The sequence below is a fragment of the Mycobacterium sp. genome, from assembly GCF_035506235.1.
In the GTDB taxonomy this organism is placed as follows: domain Bacteria; phylum Actinomycetota; class Actinomycetes; order Mycobacteriales; family Mycobacteriaceae; genus Mycobacterium.
Window position 1 is genome coordinate 1 of sequence record NZ_DATJPU010000189.1, and the last position, 15,056, is coordinate 15,056.

The 15,056-nt window shown below is 66.9% G+C and carries 15 protein-coding genes and 3 pseudogenes; 8 read left to right on the forward strand and 10 right to left on the reverse strand.

The window, feature by feature from the left end; translation table 11 throughout:
- Positions 1–122 (reverse strand): annotated as a pseudogene (locus tag VMD50_RS17890) (oxidoreductase); the annotation flags it as partial.
- Positions 123–205: 83 nt separating this feature from the next.
- Here VMD50_RS17890 and VMD50_RS17895 point away from each other — a divergent pair.
- Both VMD50_RS17895 and VMD50_RS17900 read left to right on the forward strand, forming a co-directional pair.
- Positions 206–1,195, forward strand: a complete 990-nt coding sequence (locus tag VMD50_RS17895; RefSeq protein WP_325429180.1) for an NAD-dependent epimerase/dehydratase family protein — start codon at positions 206–208, stop codon at positions 1,193–1,195.
- An 11-nt stretch (positions 1,196–1,206) separates the two neighbouring features.
- Positions 1,207–1,746 (forward strand): TetR/AcrR family transcriptional regulator, encoded by a 540-nt coding sequence (locus VMD50_RS17900; protein ID WP_325429182.1) that lies wholly within the window; start codon positions 1,207–1,209, stop codon positions 1,744–1,746.
- A gap of 12 nt (positions 1,747–1,758) precedes the next feature.
- Here VMD50_RS17900 and VMD50_RS17905 read toward each other — a convergent pair whose 3' ends face one another.
- Positions 1,759–2,334: an NUDIX hydrolase gene (locus VMD50_RS17905; RefSeq protein WP_325429184.1), complete on the reverse strand. Its 576-nt coding sequence runs from the start codon at positions 2,332–2,334 to the stop codon at positions 1,759–1,761.
- Between VMD50_RS17905 and VMD50_RS17910 the strand changes: the two genes are divergently transcribed.
- Positions 2,333–2,704 carry a nuclear transport factor 2 family protein gene (locus VMD50_RS17910; protein WP_325429186.1) on the forward strand — a complete coding sequence of 124 codons (372 nt, stop codon included), beginning with the start codon at positions 2,333–2,335 and terminating at the stop codon, positions 2,702–2,704. The two genes, VMD50_RS17905 and VMD50_RS17910, sit on opposite strands and share 2 nt — an antisense overlap.
- Here the strand turns inward: VMD50_RS17910 and VMD50_RS17915 are convergent, their stop codons facing one another.
- Positions 2,705–3,166, reverse strand: a complete 462-nt coding sequence (locus VMD50_RS17915) for an SRPBCC family protein (RefSeq protein ID WP_325429188.1) — start codon at positions 3,164–3,166, stop codon at positions 2,705–2,707.
- Positions 3,167–3,361: 195 nt separating this feature from the next.
- Here VMD50_RS17915 and VMD50_RS17920 point away from each other — a divergent pair, with 195 nt between their 5' ends.
- Positions 3,362–5,077: an NAD-binding protein gene (locus VMD50_RS17920; RefSeq protein ID WP_325429190.1), complete on the forward strand. Its 1,716-nt coding sequence runs from the start codon at positions 3,362–3,364 to the stop codon at positions 5,075–5,077.
- Here VMD50_RS17920 and VMD50_RS17925 read toward each other — a convergent pair.
- The 3 genes and pseudogenes from VMD50_RS17925 to VMD50_RS17935 form a co-directional block, all read right to left on the reverse strand.
- Positions 5,074–5,202 (reverse strand): annotated as a pseudogene (locus tag VMD50_RS17925) (LLM class flavin-dependent oxidoreductase); the annotation flags it as partial. The gene VMD50_RS17920 and the pseudogene VMD50_RS17925 overlap by 4 nt on opposite strands.
- Positions 5,203–6,206: 1,004 nt before the next feature.
- Entirely contained in the window at positions 6,207–7,577 is a 1,371-nt protein-coding gene (locus VMD50_RS17930; protein WP_475447779.1) for a PE domain-containing protein, read from the reverse strand.
- Between the two features lie 277 nt (positions 7,578–7,854).
- The gene (locus tag VMD50_RS17935) at positions 7,855–8,733 is read right to left on the reverse strand and encodes an LLM class flavin-dependent oxidoreductase (protein ID WP_325429194.1); all 879 of its coding nucleotides are present in this window, start codon (positions 8,731–8,733) and stop codon (positions 7,855–7,857) included.
- A 39-nt stretch (positions 8,734–8,772) separates the two neighbouring features.
- On the opposite strand from VMD50_RS17935, the gene VMD50_RS17940 reads away from it, so the two are divergent.
- Entirely contained in the window at positions 8,773–9,186 is a 414-nt protein-coding gene (locus VMD50_RS17940; protein ID WP_325429245.1) for a VOC family protein, read from the forward strand.
- A 104-nt stretch (positions 9,187–9,290) separates the two neighbouring features.
- Positions 9,291–9,680, forward strand: a complete 390-nt coding sequence (locus VMD50_RS17945; protein ID WP_325429196.1) for a VOC family protein — start codon at positions 9,291–9,293, stop codon at positions 9,678–9,680.
- Here VMD50_RS17945 and VMD50_RS17950 read toward each other — a convergent pair.
- Genes VMD50_RS17950 through cysD form a run of 3 tightly spaced genes read right to left on the reverse strand, consistent with a single transcriptional unit; the run spans position 9,677 to position 12,965 of the window.
- On the reverse strand, positions 9,677–10,162 hold the full coding sequence (locus tag VMD50_RS17950; protein ID WP_325429199.1) for an Rrf2 family transcriptional regulator: 486 nt from the start codon (positions 10,160–10,162) through the stop codon (positions 9,677–9,679). The genes VMD50_RS17945 and VMD50_RS17950 overlap by 4 nt on opposite strands.
- A gap of 32 nt (positions 10,163–10,194) precedes the next feature.
- Positions 10,195–12,036: an adenylyl-sulfate kinase gene (gene cysC / locus VMD50_RS17955; protein ID WP_325429201.1), complete on the reverse strand. Its 1,842-nt coding sequence runs from the start codon at positions 12,034–12,036 to the stop codon at positions 10,195–10,197.
- A complete protein-coding gene (cysD, locus tag VMD50_RS17960; protein ID WP_414686106.1) occupies positions 12,036–12,965 on the reverse strand; it encodes a sulfate adenylyltransferase subunit CysD in 930 nt (309 codons plus the stop codon). Before cysD ends, cysC begins: the two co-directional genes overlap by 1 nt.
- A 141-nt stretch (positions 12,966–13,106) precedes the next feature.
- Here cysD and VMD50_RS17965 point away from each other — a divergent pair.
- Positions 13,107–13,217 (forward strand): annotated as a pseudogene (locus tag VMD50_RS17965) (PaaI family thioesterase); the annotation flags it as partial.
- Here the strand turns inward: VMD50_RS17965 and VMD50_RS17970 are convergent.
- Complete coding sequence (locus VMD50_RS17970; protein WP_325429203.1) at positions 13,214–13,705, reverse strand: beta-class carbonic anhydrase; 492 nt, start codon at positions 13,703–13,705, stop codon at positions 13,214–13,216. The pseudogene VMD50_RS17965 and the gene VMD50_RS17970 overlap by 4 nt on opposite strands.
- A 309-nt stretch (positions 13,706–14,014) precedes the next feature.
- Here VMD50_RS17970 and VMD50_RS17975 point away from each other — a divergent pair, with 309 nt between their 5' ends.
- Positions 14,015–14,989, forward strand: coding sequence for an ABC transporter permease (locus VMD50_RS17975; RefSeq protein ID WP_325429205.1), 975 nt, complete (start codon positions 14,015–14,017; stop codon positions 14,987–14,989).
- Positions 14,990–15,056 lie beyond the last annotated feature (67 nt).

The window sequence follows — 15,056 nt, forward strand, 5'->3', positions numbered from 1 at the left end:
ATCGCGACGCGCGCGCCGAAGGCCTTCAGCCCTGCCGCGATGCCGCGACCGATGCCCGCGCCACCGCCGGTGACCACCGCGACACGGTCGGTCAGAAGAACGCTGGCCGGATCGAGTGTCATGGAGCCGAATATAGAACAACGCCACTTCACGGTTTACAGTCTTTACTAAATATGTTTCTTATGTAATCAGCCGGGAGGCCGCCATGACCAGCGCGATCTTCGTCACCGGCGCGACCGGGCAGACCGGCGGCAACGTGTGCCGGCAGTTGATCGAGCGGGGCGACCGCGTGCGCGCCCTGGTGCGCAATCCCGACGAGGCCGCTGCGCTCGCCGAAATCGGTGTGGAACTGGTCAAGGGCGACATCAGGGACGCCGACGACGTGCTTCGCGCGTCCAAGGGCGCCGAGGCGGCCATTCACTGCGCCGCGCTGCTGGGCGGCGCGAGTCAGGACCTGGACGACTTCAAGGCTGTCAACACGGTCGGCACCAAGAACGTCCTGGACGCGGCCAAAGCGCACGGCATGCGCCGGGTGGTCGCCCTGAGCACCGCCACGTTCCTCGATCTGAGCACCGGCGCCGACTTCGAAGAGGCGCCCGTGCTGCGGCACCCACCGGGTGACCCGTATACCGTCACCAAGCTGGCCGCGTTTGTGGACGCACACGAGCGCGCCGCCGCGGGCGACGACGTGCTGACGTGTCATCCGGGCGCGATCTTCGGGCCCGGCGTGGTCGTCGAGCGCGCCTTGCATCGCACCAGCTTCAACCGGGTGTTGCTGGCCGGGATGCGCGGAAAGATCAAGCGCTATCTGGCTTTTCCAGTGACGTGGGTGGCGGGGGCCGACGTCGCGAAGGGCTCGATCGCAGCGTTGGACAAGGGGGTGGCCGGTGAGCGCTACCTGTTGGTCGGTCGCCCCGAGGAGACCTTCAGCACGGCCGGTGGCATCAATCGCGCGTGTGAGATCGCCGGAATCGACCATCGCGTCGAGGATCTCGACTACCGCGACGATCCCGAGGCGTTGACCGCCGAGTTCGGGCCCACCCTGATGGCCATCGCCGAGGCCGCGGCGAAGAGCCACCGCAAACCCAGGGCAACCGACAACCTGACGACCCGGCGCCTCGGTTATGCGCCCATGTCCTTCGACGACGGCCTGCGACTGCTGATCTCCTGGCTGCGCGATCTCGGCAAGCTGTAGGGGGTGCTGTGGTGGATCTGGCCGACCGGATCCTCGACGCGGCCCAGCGGCTCGTGTTCCGGACGGGGGCCCGCAAGTTGTCGCTTTCGGACGTGGCGGCGCGGGCCGGGGTTTCCCGGCCCACCATCTACCGCTACTTCGCGTCCAAAGAAGAGCTCATCGACGCGCTGGGAAAACGCGAGCGCCGGCGCTTCAACGCCGCGATGGACGACGCGATGTCCGGCGTCGTCGGGGTCGCGCGATTAGAGGCCGCGGTCGACGTCATCGCGACCTTCGTCGAGGCCCAGCCGCCCGGGTGGCTGCTCGACCTCGAGCCGACGTTCGCGCACGAACAGATGGCCCAAGCGTTGCCGATGCTCGCCGACGGGTTGGTGGCGGTTTTGCAGCGCTGCGCCCGCGAGGGCGCCTTTGCCACATCGGTGGACCCACGTGACCTCGCCGGCGCCATCGCGCGAACGGCGCTGAGCCACTACACATTTCCCGACGCCGACCGCACCGCGGCGCGCCGGGAGATCAGGGCCGCGGCCGGTCTTACCGCTCAGTCGAGGTGACGCTTCGTCAGGTCATCGCTCCCGCAGCAGGAACAGGCCGTAGGCGGCGATCGACTGCGCGTCGGCGATCACCCCGCTACGGATCATCTGCTCGACGTCTTCGCGCGAGAACCACGCGCTGCGCATGTCCTGTTCCTCGTGTTCGCGATCCGCTTCGCCCTCGACAATGCCGGTGGCCAGGAACACCCACCCGCGCTGACTCGTCATACCGGCGGCAACATCCACCAGGCCCAGCGCCTCGAACGAGGTCGCGCGCAGCCCGGTTTCCTCGCGCAACTCCCGTTCGGCCAACTGGGACGGCTCGGCGTCGAGAAGATCCGGAGCGCTGCCCTGCGGGAATTCCCAGCGCCGTGCGCCGAGAGGATAGCGGAACTGCTCCACGAGCTGGAAGCGGTTGCCGTCGTACGGCATCACCAGCGCGTACGTCGGCTTGTCCACCACGGCGTAGATCCCGAGACTGCCGTCGGGACGACGGATGTCGTCCTCTCGGATCACCAGCCAGCGGTTCCGGTAGATCTCGCGGGACGCCACGCGTTCGATGAAAGGCACACCGCCAGTATCAAGGCCAGGAGTAGCGTCCGAAGCCATGCCCTCTCAGGAAGCCATCGCGCACACCGTCAATCGCTACCTCGAGCTCGTTGCCGACGGCACCGCGGACGAGATCCTCACCCTTTACGCGGCCGACGCCACCGTCGAGGATCCGATCGGATCGGACATCCGGCGCGGCCACGACTCCATCCATGAGTTCTATGCGGGGTTCCAGGACGCCAAGAAGGAAACCGAACTGGCCGAATTGCGGGTCGGCGGCAGCGAGGCCGCGTTCCTGTGGCACCTCACGCTCGACGCGGGCGGAAGCCGCACCCGGATCTCGCCCATCTCGCACATGGTGTTCGACGAGGACGCCAGGATCACCTCGATGCGGGCGTTCTGGTCCCCTTCCGACGTCAAGGTCCTCTAGTCAGGCCTCGGCGGCGCGCCTGATGCGCCGCAAGGTCTCCTCGATGCCGCGGCTGACCTGACGTCCGCGTGGGACAAGCGCCTCGGCGAGCCGGTTGGCAACCGAGCACCAAAGGAAATCAAACGACTCGGTGAGCAACGTCCCCGACGCCGACGGCTCCATGGTGTAGCGCCAACGCGTTTCCTCGCGGCCGGCACCGTCGTTGACGGTGGTGAAGCCGAATTCGCGGCCACGGTCGGCCGTGTTGACCACCGCCGTTCGCGCCCAGCGCATGCGACCGAGCCGGTTGTACCCGCGAAACCGCACGCCCGGGGCCGCGGCGGTTGCCCCGTCCAGCCATTCGCAGCGGTAACACTCCGGGCTCCACTCACCCATCCGGGTGACGTCGGCGATCAGGTCGTACACGGCATCCGGGGCTGCGGCGATGTTGATGCTGGCGTGGCCGCGCCGCGCTGTTGGCATGGCCCGAGTATGTCATACCCGCGACTTCTGTTGCGGCGCAACGGCTCAGCTGGCACTCTCGGCGAATCTCCCGTGCGCCGGCGCGGCAAGCCGATGTTTCGGCGAGGTAAGCAAAGCGGCGCGAACTCGTATCTTCGCGCGCCGGCGGCGATAATGCATCGGTGACACCTCAAGACAGCGATCCGCCGCGCTAGCATGCGACGACACATCATCGTCAGCGGTGACGACGCGCTCGCCACGACGATCATCGAGGAGCTGAACAACGCCGGCGTCAGCGTCGTCAAGCTCAATAGCCCCGCCGAGCTCGCCCACGTCGAGGCCGATCGCGCGGTCGCAGTCGTCTGCGCCGGCGACGACGATGCGATAAACCTCGAAATCGCCTTGCTGGCAAGGAAAGCCAACCCAAGGGTGCGCGTGGTCGCACGGCTGGCCAATGACGTCCTCCGCGAAGCGGTGGCCGACGACAACGGCCCCGGGGCGATTCTCGACGTCGCCGACCTCGCCGCGCCGTCGGTGGTCGAGGCGTGCCTGGCCTACAGCACGCACCCGTTCGAGGCGGCCGGCATCAAGTTCGTCGTCTCCGACGCCGAAGCACCCCGGGACGGCACCCTGCGCGAGATCTACGGCGATCTGGCGCCGGTGGCGGTGATCGGCGGCCCGAACTCCCCCACCCCCGGCGAGCTGGTGGCATGTCCGGGCCGTGACCTGCAGGTGCACGCCGGTGACTGGACCGCGATGATCGGCACCCCCGCCGAGCTGGCCGACCTGGGCATCAAGATCCCCCGGCCGACCCGCGTGCGCACCCGCCCGCCCCAGCTAAGGCGGGCGTTCGACGCGGTCCGGACCCTGCGCAACGACGTCAACCCGATGTTCTTCCGCGCGCTGGCCGCCGCGGTGGGCTTGTTGATCGGCTCGACGATCGTGCTGCGGTTCAGCTACCAGCCCCATCCGGGGATGACGTGGGTCGATGCGCTGTACTTCAGCACCGAGACGATCGCGACCGTCGGCTACGGCGACTTCAGCTTCCTGCACCAGCCCACCTGGCTGCGGCTGTTCAGCATCATGTTGATGTTCGCCGGGGTGATCACGACCGCGCTTCTGGTCGCGTTCATCGCCGACCTGCTGCTGTCACGCCGCTTCGCCTACTCGGCCGGGCGCCGGCAGGCGCGCCACCTGCGCAACCACATCGTCGTGGTCGGGCTGGGTTCGTTCGGCAGCCGCGTCGTCGCGGATCTGGTCGCGGCCGGATACGACGTCGCGGTCATCGAGCGGGACGAGAACAACCGCTTCCTGTCGACGGCAGCCGACCTCGAGGTGCCCGTGGTCTTCGGGGACGCCACGCTGCGCCAGACCCTGGAGTCGGCCCGCGCGGAGCACGCCCGCGCGGTCGCCGTGCTGACCCAGGACGACATGGTCAATATCGAGACCGGCATCGTGCTGCGAGAGATGTTGGGGCCCCGGGTGATGCCCGAAGTCGTCCGTCACGATGTGCCGCTCGTGCTGCGCATATTCGACCGTGCCCTGGGCGCCGGCGTGGCACAGCGGTTCGGCTTCGAACACGTTCGCTCGACCGTCGAACTGGCCGCACCGTGGTTCATCGGCGCCGCCATGGGCCTGCAGGTGCTCGGCACGTTCTGGGTCGGGCAGCGCTCGTTCATGGTGGGCGGAATGCACGTGGCGGCCCACAGCGAACTCGACGGCCTCCGGATGTTCGAACTGTCCACCCACACCCGCGTCATCGCGATCACCCGGGAGGACGCACCGGTCCAGCTGCACCCGCGACGCGACGCGCGACTGTGTGCCGGCGACACCGTCTACCTCGTCGGCCCGTACCGCGAGCTGCTGGCGACGCTGCGCAAGGGCCAGCCTCCCCAGCAGCCCGAGGTCGGCGGTGAGCGCCTTCTCGCCTAAAGCTGTTCCGCCACGTCGGCGGCGCGCCGCAGCTGGTCGAGTTCTGCACTCGTAAGCTGAACCTCGTCGGTGCCGATGCCCTCGAACTTGCGCAGCACCGCCAGCAGCCCGTCCTCGCTGCCGGCCGGTGTCCAGTTCGTGTTTTGCCCGCACTTTCGTCTAACTTCTCGGCAACTGCGGTGAGGTCGTCGTCGAAAAGATCCGAGCGTTCCCCCAACATCCGCTGAACGACCTTCAGCTTGGGCCAAAGGCGAATATCCGGCCAGCCGTTTAAGAACGTCGCGGATTGTGCATTCGGTCGCCGGCGACGACGCGGCTTTGCTATGAGTCCCACTCGCTCCTGAACCGGCGAGTAAAAATTACGGGACCGCCGGCCAACCTACGACTAGCATCACGACGAGAATCAAGGTGAACGTGGCCGTGAATAGATACAGGCTTCTCATCATTAGCTGGTATTCGCGGTCAACATCATAATTCTGCCTAAACACCGCTGCCTCCTCTATTGGGCGGAACCTCGACAGTCTGCGGCGCGGCGGAGATGGCCGCCCAGAGTAGTTGACTACTCCATTGCTGGGCGGATGCGCGGTGACTATTTTTGGCTTGCCCGTCGCAAACGCCGGCTGGTTTAGGTTTGGCGTGTTGGGTTGAACGCAGCCGTGGTTCCGGCGGTGGCACTGGCGGCAGTGGACACAGCGCCGACAAGTCTCTGGACCCATCGACCAGCTTCGCTTACTAGTGACGCAAACGGGTTGCCGGGGCCGGCGCGGGCTAGGCGCCCTGTGAAACCCGTTGCCTCAAGTAGTTTGCCGCCGGCTGAGCCGGGTACTTTACGCTCCACGACTTCAACAATGCGAGGCGCCAATGGAGCACCAAGTCGCAAAAGCAGTCAGCGGACATATACGATCTGACGCGCCTGGCGATACGTCGTATGCGGCGCTGCGCTTTGGAAGGAAAAAAGGTCGGCGATCCCGCACCCGCCGACCATCCCCGACCGTCCGACACCGCAGCCTAAACGCGAATCGCTGATGCCCAGCCGTAACCGGCCCCAGACCTCGCGAGTTGCCGAGGCCGGCGCGGGCTGGGGCGGCGGTTACCCCGCATCAGAAAGCAACTGAAACCGCGACATGAACTAAGCCTCCGGTGCAGCGTCGAAGAGCCCGAAGAAACCCGACTGGTTATCACCCGAGTTGAAGAAGCCCGAGTTCCAGCCGTCACTGCCCGAGTTGAAGAAGCCCGAGTTCCAGCCGCCACTGCCCGAGTTGAAGAAGCCCGTGTTGATGTTGCCGCTGCCCGAGTTCCCGACGCCGGTGTCCCACATGCCGCTGCCGGAGTTGAAGAAGCCCGTCTTGTGGCAGCCGATGCCCGTGTTCGAGTTCCAGAAGCCCGAGTTATAGAGGCCCTGGTTGTAGAAGCCCGAGTTCCCGACGCCCGTGTTTCCGAAGCCCGAGTTCGGACCAGTTTGAGTGGCCGAGCTGTCGAAACCCGTGTTGAGGTTGCCCGAGTTGAAGAAGCCCGTGTTGGTGTCGCCCGAGTTTCCCCACCCCGTGTTGAAGTCGCCCGAATTGAAGCTTCCCGTGTTGTCGACGCCCGCGTTCCCGAAGCCCATGTTGAAGTTGCCGGTGTTCCCGAAGCCCATGTTGGCGCCACCCGAGTTTGCAAAGCCCATGTTGCCGCCACCCGAGTTTCCGAAGCCGGTGTTGATGTCGTACGAGTTCCAGAACCCCGTGTTGGTGTTGCCCGAGTTCGAGAAGCCGAAGTTACCAGTGCCCGAGTTGAAAAAGCCCACGTTGTTATTACCCGAGTTGAAGAACCCGATGTTGTTGTTACCCGAGTTCCCGAAGCCGATATTTCCGGTGCCGGAATTCAGCTGGCCGACACCCGTCATGTTGTTGCCGGTGAGCCCGAAGCCGATGTCGTTGCTGCCGTTGTTCCCAAAGCCGAGGTTTCCGTTGCCGAGGTTCCCCAAGCCCGTGTTGTTGCTGCCGGTGTTCCCAAAGCCGACGTTGTTGCCGCCAACGTTCCCGCTTCCCACGTTGGAGGAGCCAAAGTTCCCGCTTCCCACGTTGGAGGAGCCGATGTTTCCGGTGCCCACGTTGGTGTTGCCGAAGTTTCCGCCGCCCAGGTTGGAGCTGCCGTTGTTGCCGAGGCCGTTGGTGTTCGCGCCCCCCAGGGCAGCCAGGCCCTGCAACTCTGCCGCCGCGGCCTGCAGCGGGGAGCCATTCGCCGCCTCAGCGGCCGCATAGAAGCCGCCCGCGCCACCCAACGCTTGCACGAACTCGGCATGAAACGTCGCCGCCTGCGCACTCAGCGCCTGATAAGCCTGACCGTAGCTGGAAAACAGCGACGCGATCGCCGCCGAGACCTCATCACCGGCGGCAGCCGCCACCCCGGTGGTCGAGCCCGCCGCAGCCGCGGTGGCCGTGCTGATCGACGAGCCGATGCCCGCCACATCCGACGCCGCCGCGACCAACGTCTCCGGCGCTGCAATCACATACGACATCTGTACTCCCATTCAGCCGCTTCTTGACTGTCGGGCATAAGCATGACCGACCCGGATCTATTTGGTAGGGTTTCGACCGATTTACGAGACCGTAAATTATCACTATGAGGAAGAATCGTGCGAGGCGCTCGGTCTTTGTTTGGCTGGCAGCCGACAATCCGCCGCAAGACGCTTAGGACGTCGGGTGGCCGCCCCAGCCAGCGATCACGCTGGAAGCTGGCGACGCTGCGCAAGGGGCAGCCTCAGCAACGGAGGTCGGCGGTGAGCGCCTTCTCGCCTAAATCTGCCCCGCCACGTCGGCCGCGCGACGCAGCTGGCCGAGGTCCGGACTCGTCGGGATGAGCTGAACCTCGTCGGCGCCGATGCCCTCGAACTTGCGCAGCACCGCCAGCAGCTCGTCTTCGCCGCCGGCCCAGCCGGTCATGGGCGCCATCGCGTCGACGTACTTGGCCGGTATCCAGTTCATGTAGCGCCGCAGGTGGCGATGCACCTGGGCGCGGGCCCGCTCGGGCGGGCCGAACGCGAACCAGAACGACGTCACGAGATGGGGCTGGGGCCGGCCGGCCTGCGCCCACGCCTCGCGCGCCACATCGAACAGCTCGTTCTGCTTGGCGACGTCGAGGTCCAGCGTGGTGCCGGCCAGCCCGTCGGCCCACGCCGCGGCGCTGCGGATCGTCTTCGGCCCGATGCTGCCGACGAACAGCGGCGGACCGCCGGCCTGGACCGGGGCCGGCCCGACGGGCAGCACCGACTCGGTGAGCTTTTCGCCGGCCCACACCCGTTTCATCACCGCCACACGTTCGGCCATGCCGCGCATCGTCTGCGTCGCCGGGTCGGCGCCCACGGCGTGATAGTCCTCGTGCCTGCCACCCACGCCGATGCCCACCGCCAGCCGCCCGCCGCACAGCATGTCGCCGGTGGCCAGCGCCTTGGCCAGCATCACCGGGTCGTGCAGTTGGGGCACGATCACGGTCGTCAGCAGCCGCACCCGGTTGGTCCAGGCGGCCAGCGCGCCGAGCAGCGTCAGGTTGTCCGGGTTGTCGAACGCGATCCGCTCGCCCCAGCACAGCGACGAGAACGGACCCTCGTCGATCGCGCGGGCCCAGTTTTCGAGCACCGCCGCGTCCAGGTCCGGTTCCATTACCGGCATCGTCATCGCTATCTGCACAGACGCGATTCTGGCAGCATGAAGCAGATGGGTTTCACCAGCACCTCCATCGCGCACGTCCGGCTGACCGTCACCGATATCGAGCGGTCCCGGCAGTTCTACGAGAGCGTCTTCGGTTGGCCGGTGCTGCTGGAGGTCCCCGAGAACGCCGACGAAGCCACTCGCAACCAGTTCGGCTTCCTCTTCGGCGGCGTCGTCTACGACCTCGGCGGCACGTTGCTGGGGCTGCGGCCGGTCGCGACCGACCGCTTCGACGAGGATCGCGTCGGCCTCGACCACATCGCTTTCCGGGTCGGCAGCAAGGCCGAATTGGACGCCGCGGCGGCCCATCTCGACGAAGTCGGCGTCGGGCACGAGCCCATCAAAGACATTGGGCCGTCGTACATCCTGGAGTTTCGCGACCCGGACAACATCGCGCTGGAGCTCACGGCGCCGAAGTAGCGGCGCGGCCGTTCGCGAGGGTGCGCAGAATGTCAGCCTGTACGGCGTGTCGCCGTACAAACATGCGCGCTCGCGAGAGGCGTTGGGAGGGGTAAAGAGGAACTATGACCATCAGTTTCAACCACACCATCGTCGCCTCACGCGACAAGCGAGAGTCCGCCGAATTCCTCGCCGGGCTGTTCGGCCTGCCCAGCCCGAAACCGTTCGGTCGCTTCATGGTCGTCGCACTCGATCACGATGCCAGTCTCGATTTCGCCGATATCCCCGAGGGCGAGGAAATCCGGCGCCAGCACTACGCGTTTCTGGTCTCCGAAGAGGACTTCGACGCCATCTACGGCAAGATCCAATCGCGTGGCCTGCAGCACTGGGCGGACCCGGGTGCCCAAAGGCCCGGCGAGATCAACCACCGGGACGGCGGCCGCGGGGTGTATTTCCCGGATCCCTCCGGCCATGCCATGGAGATCCTGACCCGGCCCTACGGCTCGGACGGCTAATCGCCGGCGCGCGGTGAGCCGTGCCGCACATGTTCTTGGTCCCGATAGTCATCGGCCATTTGTGCGACGTGCTTGGGCAGGGTGCCGGCCGCGACGTCGGCCAGGGTCGTTTCTTCCAGGACCGAGCGCATGCTTGCCCGCAGCGCACGCCAGACGTCGGCCAACGGCGCGGTGGGCCCGGAGTACGGCAGGTCACCGAGCCCGATGTCGCGGACGCTGGCCAGCGGGCCGTCGATGCAGCGCAGCACATCGGCGATGCTGATCTCGCTTCCGGGACGGGCCAGTTCGTAGCCGCCCTCGCGACCGCGATGGCTTCGCACCAGGCGGTCGGTGCGCAGGTTGGTGAGGATGTCGACGAGGAATTGCGGCGGTATGCCCTGGGCCTGGGCCAATTCGTCGGTCGTCACCAGCGTGCCGGCGTCGACCGTCGCGAGCTGGACCATCGCGCGCACCGCGTACTCCGCCTTGGCCGACATCCGCATGTGAGGATTGTGCCACCGGCCGCCTGCGCGGCTTAGGGGCGCAACTCGAGCAGGTCGATCACCAGCTGCGCCTGCTCGTCGACCCCGCGATCCGGCGTGAGCCGCAGGTCCGGATGCTCGGGTTGCTGATACGGGCTGTCGATGCCGGTGAAGTTCGCGATCTCGCCGGCGCGCGCTTTGGCGTATAGCCCCTTGGGATCGCGCTTCTCGCAGTCATCGAGCGGGGTGTCGCAGAAGACCTCGAAGAACTCCAGGCCGGCTTCGGCGTGGACCTTGCGCGCCAGTTCGCGATGCTCGGCCAGCGGGCTGATCGCCGGCACCAGCACGGTTTGGCCGGAGTCGGCCAGCAGCGCCGCCACGTGCGCCAGCCGGCGCAGGTTCTCCGCGCGGTCGGCCATGGAAAAGCCGAGGTCGGCGTTCAGGCCGTGGCGCAGGTTGTCACCGTCGAGAACGTAAGCGGGAGAACCACTTTCGAGCAGCTGCCGTTCGACCTGCATGGCCACCGTCGATTTCCCGGAGCCCGACAGGCCGGTGAACCAGATCGTCCTGCCCCGTGGCCGGGAGCCGGCGCCGACGAGGGACTTGTGCCGCACGGTATTCGGGCTCGCCGCCTGCGTCGAGACGTCACGCAACACCATGCCCGCCGCCACCGTGCCGTTGGTGTTCGGGTCGATGAGGATGAACGAGCCGGTGCTGGAGTTGCGGGTGTACTCGTCCAGCAGCAGCGGAACCTGGGTGCGCAGCGAAATGCGGCCAAGTTCGTTGAGCTGCAACGCCGTTGCGGCCTTGTCACGATGCAGGGTGTTGACGTCGAGCCGGTACTCCAGCGCGGTCACCCGCGCGCGCGTGGTTCGGGTGGTGTGCTTGATGAGGTAGTCGCGGCCGGGCTCCAGCGCCGAATTGTCGGCCATCCAGCACACGGTCGCGTCGAACTCCTGCGCGACCCTGGGCTGGTTGTGGGCGCGCGCGATCATGTCGCCACGCGAGATGTCGATGTCGTCGGCGAGGCTCACCGAGACCGCCATCGGCGGAAATGCTTCCTGCACAGGGCCGCCTGCGCCCTCGATCGCCGTGATCCGGGTGGTCTTGCCGATGGGCAGCACGACCACCTCGTCGCCGGGACGCATCACCCCGCTGGCCACGGTGCCGGCGTAGCTGCGGTGGTCCTGGTGCTCGTGGGTATGCGGCCGGATGACGTATTGCACCGGGAACCGCACGTCGACCAGGTTGCGGTCACCGGCGATGTAGACCTCCTCGAGGTGCGACAGCAGCGCCGGCCCCTCGTACCACGGCGCGTTGTCCGACTTGGTCACCACGTTGTCGCCGTTGAGCGCGGAGATCGGGATGGTGGCCACGTCCTGGACATCCAGCCGCGCCGCGAAGGCGTAGAACTCGTCGCGGATCCACTCGAATCTCTCTTTGTCCCAGTCGATCAGGTCCATCTTGTTGACCGCGAGCACGATGTGCTGGATACCCAGCAGCGAGGCCAGGAACGCGTGCCGGCGGGACTGCTCCAGCAGGCCGTGGCGGGCGTCGACGAGCACGATCACCAGTTGAGCGGTCGACGCGCCGGTCACCATGTTGCGGGTGTACTGGATGTGGCCCGGCGTGTCGGCGATGATGAATTTCCGCTTGGGAGTGGCGAAATAGCGGTAGGCGACGTCGATGGTGATGCCCTGTTCGCGCTCGGCCCGCAGGCCGTCGGTGACCAGCGCCAGGTCGGTGTAGTCGTGACCGCGCTCCTCCGACGCCCGTTCCACCGACGCCCACTGGTCCTCCATCACGGCCTTGGAGTCGTAGAGCAGGCGCCCGATCAGGGTGGACTTGCCGTCGTCGACGGAGCCTGCGGTGGCCAGCCTCAATAACGTCGTCATCAGAAGTAGCCCTGCCGTTTGCGGTCTTCCATCCCGGCCTCCGAGATGCGGTCGTCGGCCCTGGTCGCCCCGCGCTCGGTCAGCCGGGACACCGCCGTCTCGGCGATGACCTCCGACACGGTGGCGGCCTCCGATTCCACGCATCCGGTGCAGGTGACGTCGCCGACGGTGCGAAAGCGCACCGTCGCCTCGAACACCGGCTCGTCGGCGCGAGGCTGCAGGTGCCGGTGCACCGCCAGCAGCATGCCGTCGCGGCTGAACACCTTGCGGCGGTGCGCGAAATAGATCGACGGCAGCTTGACCTTCTCGGCGCCGATGTAGGACCAGATGTCGAACTCGGTCCAGTTAGACAGCGGGAAGACCCGGATGTGCTCGCCCTTGTGGTGCCGGCCGTTGTAAAGATTCCACAGCTCGGGCCGCTGCGCCTTGGGGTCCCACTGGCCGAACTCGTCGCGGAAGCTGAACACCCGCTCCTTGGCGCGCGCCTTCTCCTCGTCACGGCGCGCCCCGCCGAACGCGGCGTCGAACTTGTTCTCCCGGATGGCGCGCAGCAGCGTCACGGTCTGGATCGGGTTGCGCGACGGGATCGTCTCGACAACGCGGCCCGCGTCGATGTCCTCCTGCACCGACGCCACCACCAGCCGCACCCCCGACTCGGCGACCAGTTCGTCGCGGGCGGCTATCACCTCGTCGAAATTGTGGCCGGTGTCGACGTGCATCACCGGGAACGGCAGCCGCCCGGGGCGGAACGCCTTGAGCGCCAAGTGCAGCATGACGATGGAGTCCTTGCCGCCGGAGAACAACAGCACCGGCCGCTCGAACTCGGCCGCCACCTCCCGGATGATGTGGATCGCCTCGGCCTCCAGCGAGCGAAGGTGGCTCAACTCGTACTGGCCGGCGGCGGGGGCCGCGTTCACAGCGCTGGTCATCGGCTACCTCGAGCGTTTACTTGATAAATCCGATCGAATTGACCATCTTTACGGTCATTGCCGTCTATGCAACCAGCCGGCACCGCCGGTGTCAATGTTTTGGCGCGGGTGACAGGGATCCGGCGCATCGCGCCAAGAAGGGTGGGCCGGGTGCTGCGGCGGGGCCGGTCGCTGGTCAACTGCGAGGCCGAGATCATCGACCCGGCGGGCACGCTGGTCGCCAAGGCCCTGGCGACCTACAAGGTGGGTTAGAGGGTGACCTCGTCGAGCTTGCCGGTGGCGACGTCGAAGACGAAGCCGCGCAGTGACACATGCTTGGTCACGAACGGGCTGTTCTCGATGCGGCGCAGCGACTGCCGGACGTCCTCGTCCGGGTCGGGGAAGGCCTCGGCCGCCCACGGCGGTTTCACCCCGGTCTCCTCCTGGATGGCGCGCTTGAAGTCGTCGTCGGTGAACGTGAGCATCCCGCAGTCCGAATGGTGGATCAGGATGATCTCCCGGGTCCCCAGCAGCCGCTGGCTGATGGCGAGCGAGCGGATGACGTCGTCGGTGACCACGCCGCCGGCGTTGCGGATGACGTGGGCCTCCCCCTCGTTGAGGCCGAGGAGGCGGTAGACGTCGAGCCGGGCGTCCATGCACGCGACCACCGCGACGTGTTTGCTCGGCGGCATCGGCAGCGGCCCCTTGAAGCCGCTCGCGTATTGAGCGTTGTGGGCCAGGTATTCGTCGGTAACGGTCACGCAAGCCTCCTGGATCGGTCGGTGCGCGGTGGATCCTAACAACCGGCCAGCGGGAGTTCACGGGTAAAAATCAGGGATGCATTTCGGGTCCCCCGATGTCCCACCTGTCACTCGGGTAACGGCTGGGTTGGGTGTGTTCGTTTGTCCACCTACGACAATCCGCGCTGTGGGGCGGCCAGGTCGGTGCAGGGCGAACAAGCGCGACGGGCACCGGCACCCCCGGCGGGCGGACACAACCCGACGCGAACCTGCCGGGCCGTCGTCCGCTCGTTAACCTGTCCCAATGCGGAACGGGCGGCTCGGTCGGGCATGATCCGGTTTCTGGCGCGCCGGCTGCTCAACTATGTCGTGCTGCTGGCGCTGGCATCGTTTCTGACCTATTGCCTGACCTCGATGGCCTTTTCGCCGCTGGACAGCCTGTTGCAGCGCAATCCACGCCCGCCGCAGGCCGTCATCGACGCCAAGGCCCACGCGCTGGGCTTGGACCAACCGATCCCGATCCGCTACGCGCACTGGGCCTCGCACGTGGTCCGCGGCGACTTCGGCACCACCATCACCGGCCAACCCGTCGGCGCCACGCTGTGGCGCCGCGTCGGGGTGACCCTGCGGCTGCTGGTCGTTGGCTCCGTGGTGGGCACCGTGCTGGGCATCGTGGCGGGGGCGTGGGGCGCGATCCGCCAGTACCGGCTCAGTGACCGCATCGTCACCATGCTCGCGCTGCTCGTGCTCAGCACCCCGTCGTTCGTCATCGCCAACCTGTTGATCCTCGGCGCGCTGCGGGTGAACTGGGCCCTCGGCATTCAACTGTTCGACTACACCGGCGAGACGTCGCCGGGCGTGGTGGGTGCCGGGCACGAGTTGCTCGACCGGTTGCGGCATTTGATCCTGCCCACGCTGACGCTGGCGCTGATGGCCGCCGCCGGATACAGCCGCTATCAGCGCAACGCCATGCTCGACGTCCTCGGCCAGGATTTCATCCGCACCGCCCGCGCCAAGGGCCTCACCCGTCGGCGCGCGCTGCTCAAACACGGGCTGCGCACCGCGCTGATACCGCTGGCGACGCTGTTCGCCTACGGGGTGGCCGGGCTGGTCACCGGCGCGGTGTTCGTCGAGAAGATCTTCGGCTGGCACGGCATGGGCGAATGGCTGGTGCAGGGCATTTCCACCCAGGACACCAACATCATCGCCGCGATCACCCTGTTCTCCGGCGCGGTGGTGCTGCTGGCGGGCTTGCTCTCCGATATCTTCTACGCGGCGCTCGACCCGAGGGTCCGGGTGTCATGACGCGCGCCGGCGACGATGCAGTGGGGGCACCCCCGGCCGCGCAGCGGCGAGGGGGACGAAGCGATGA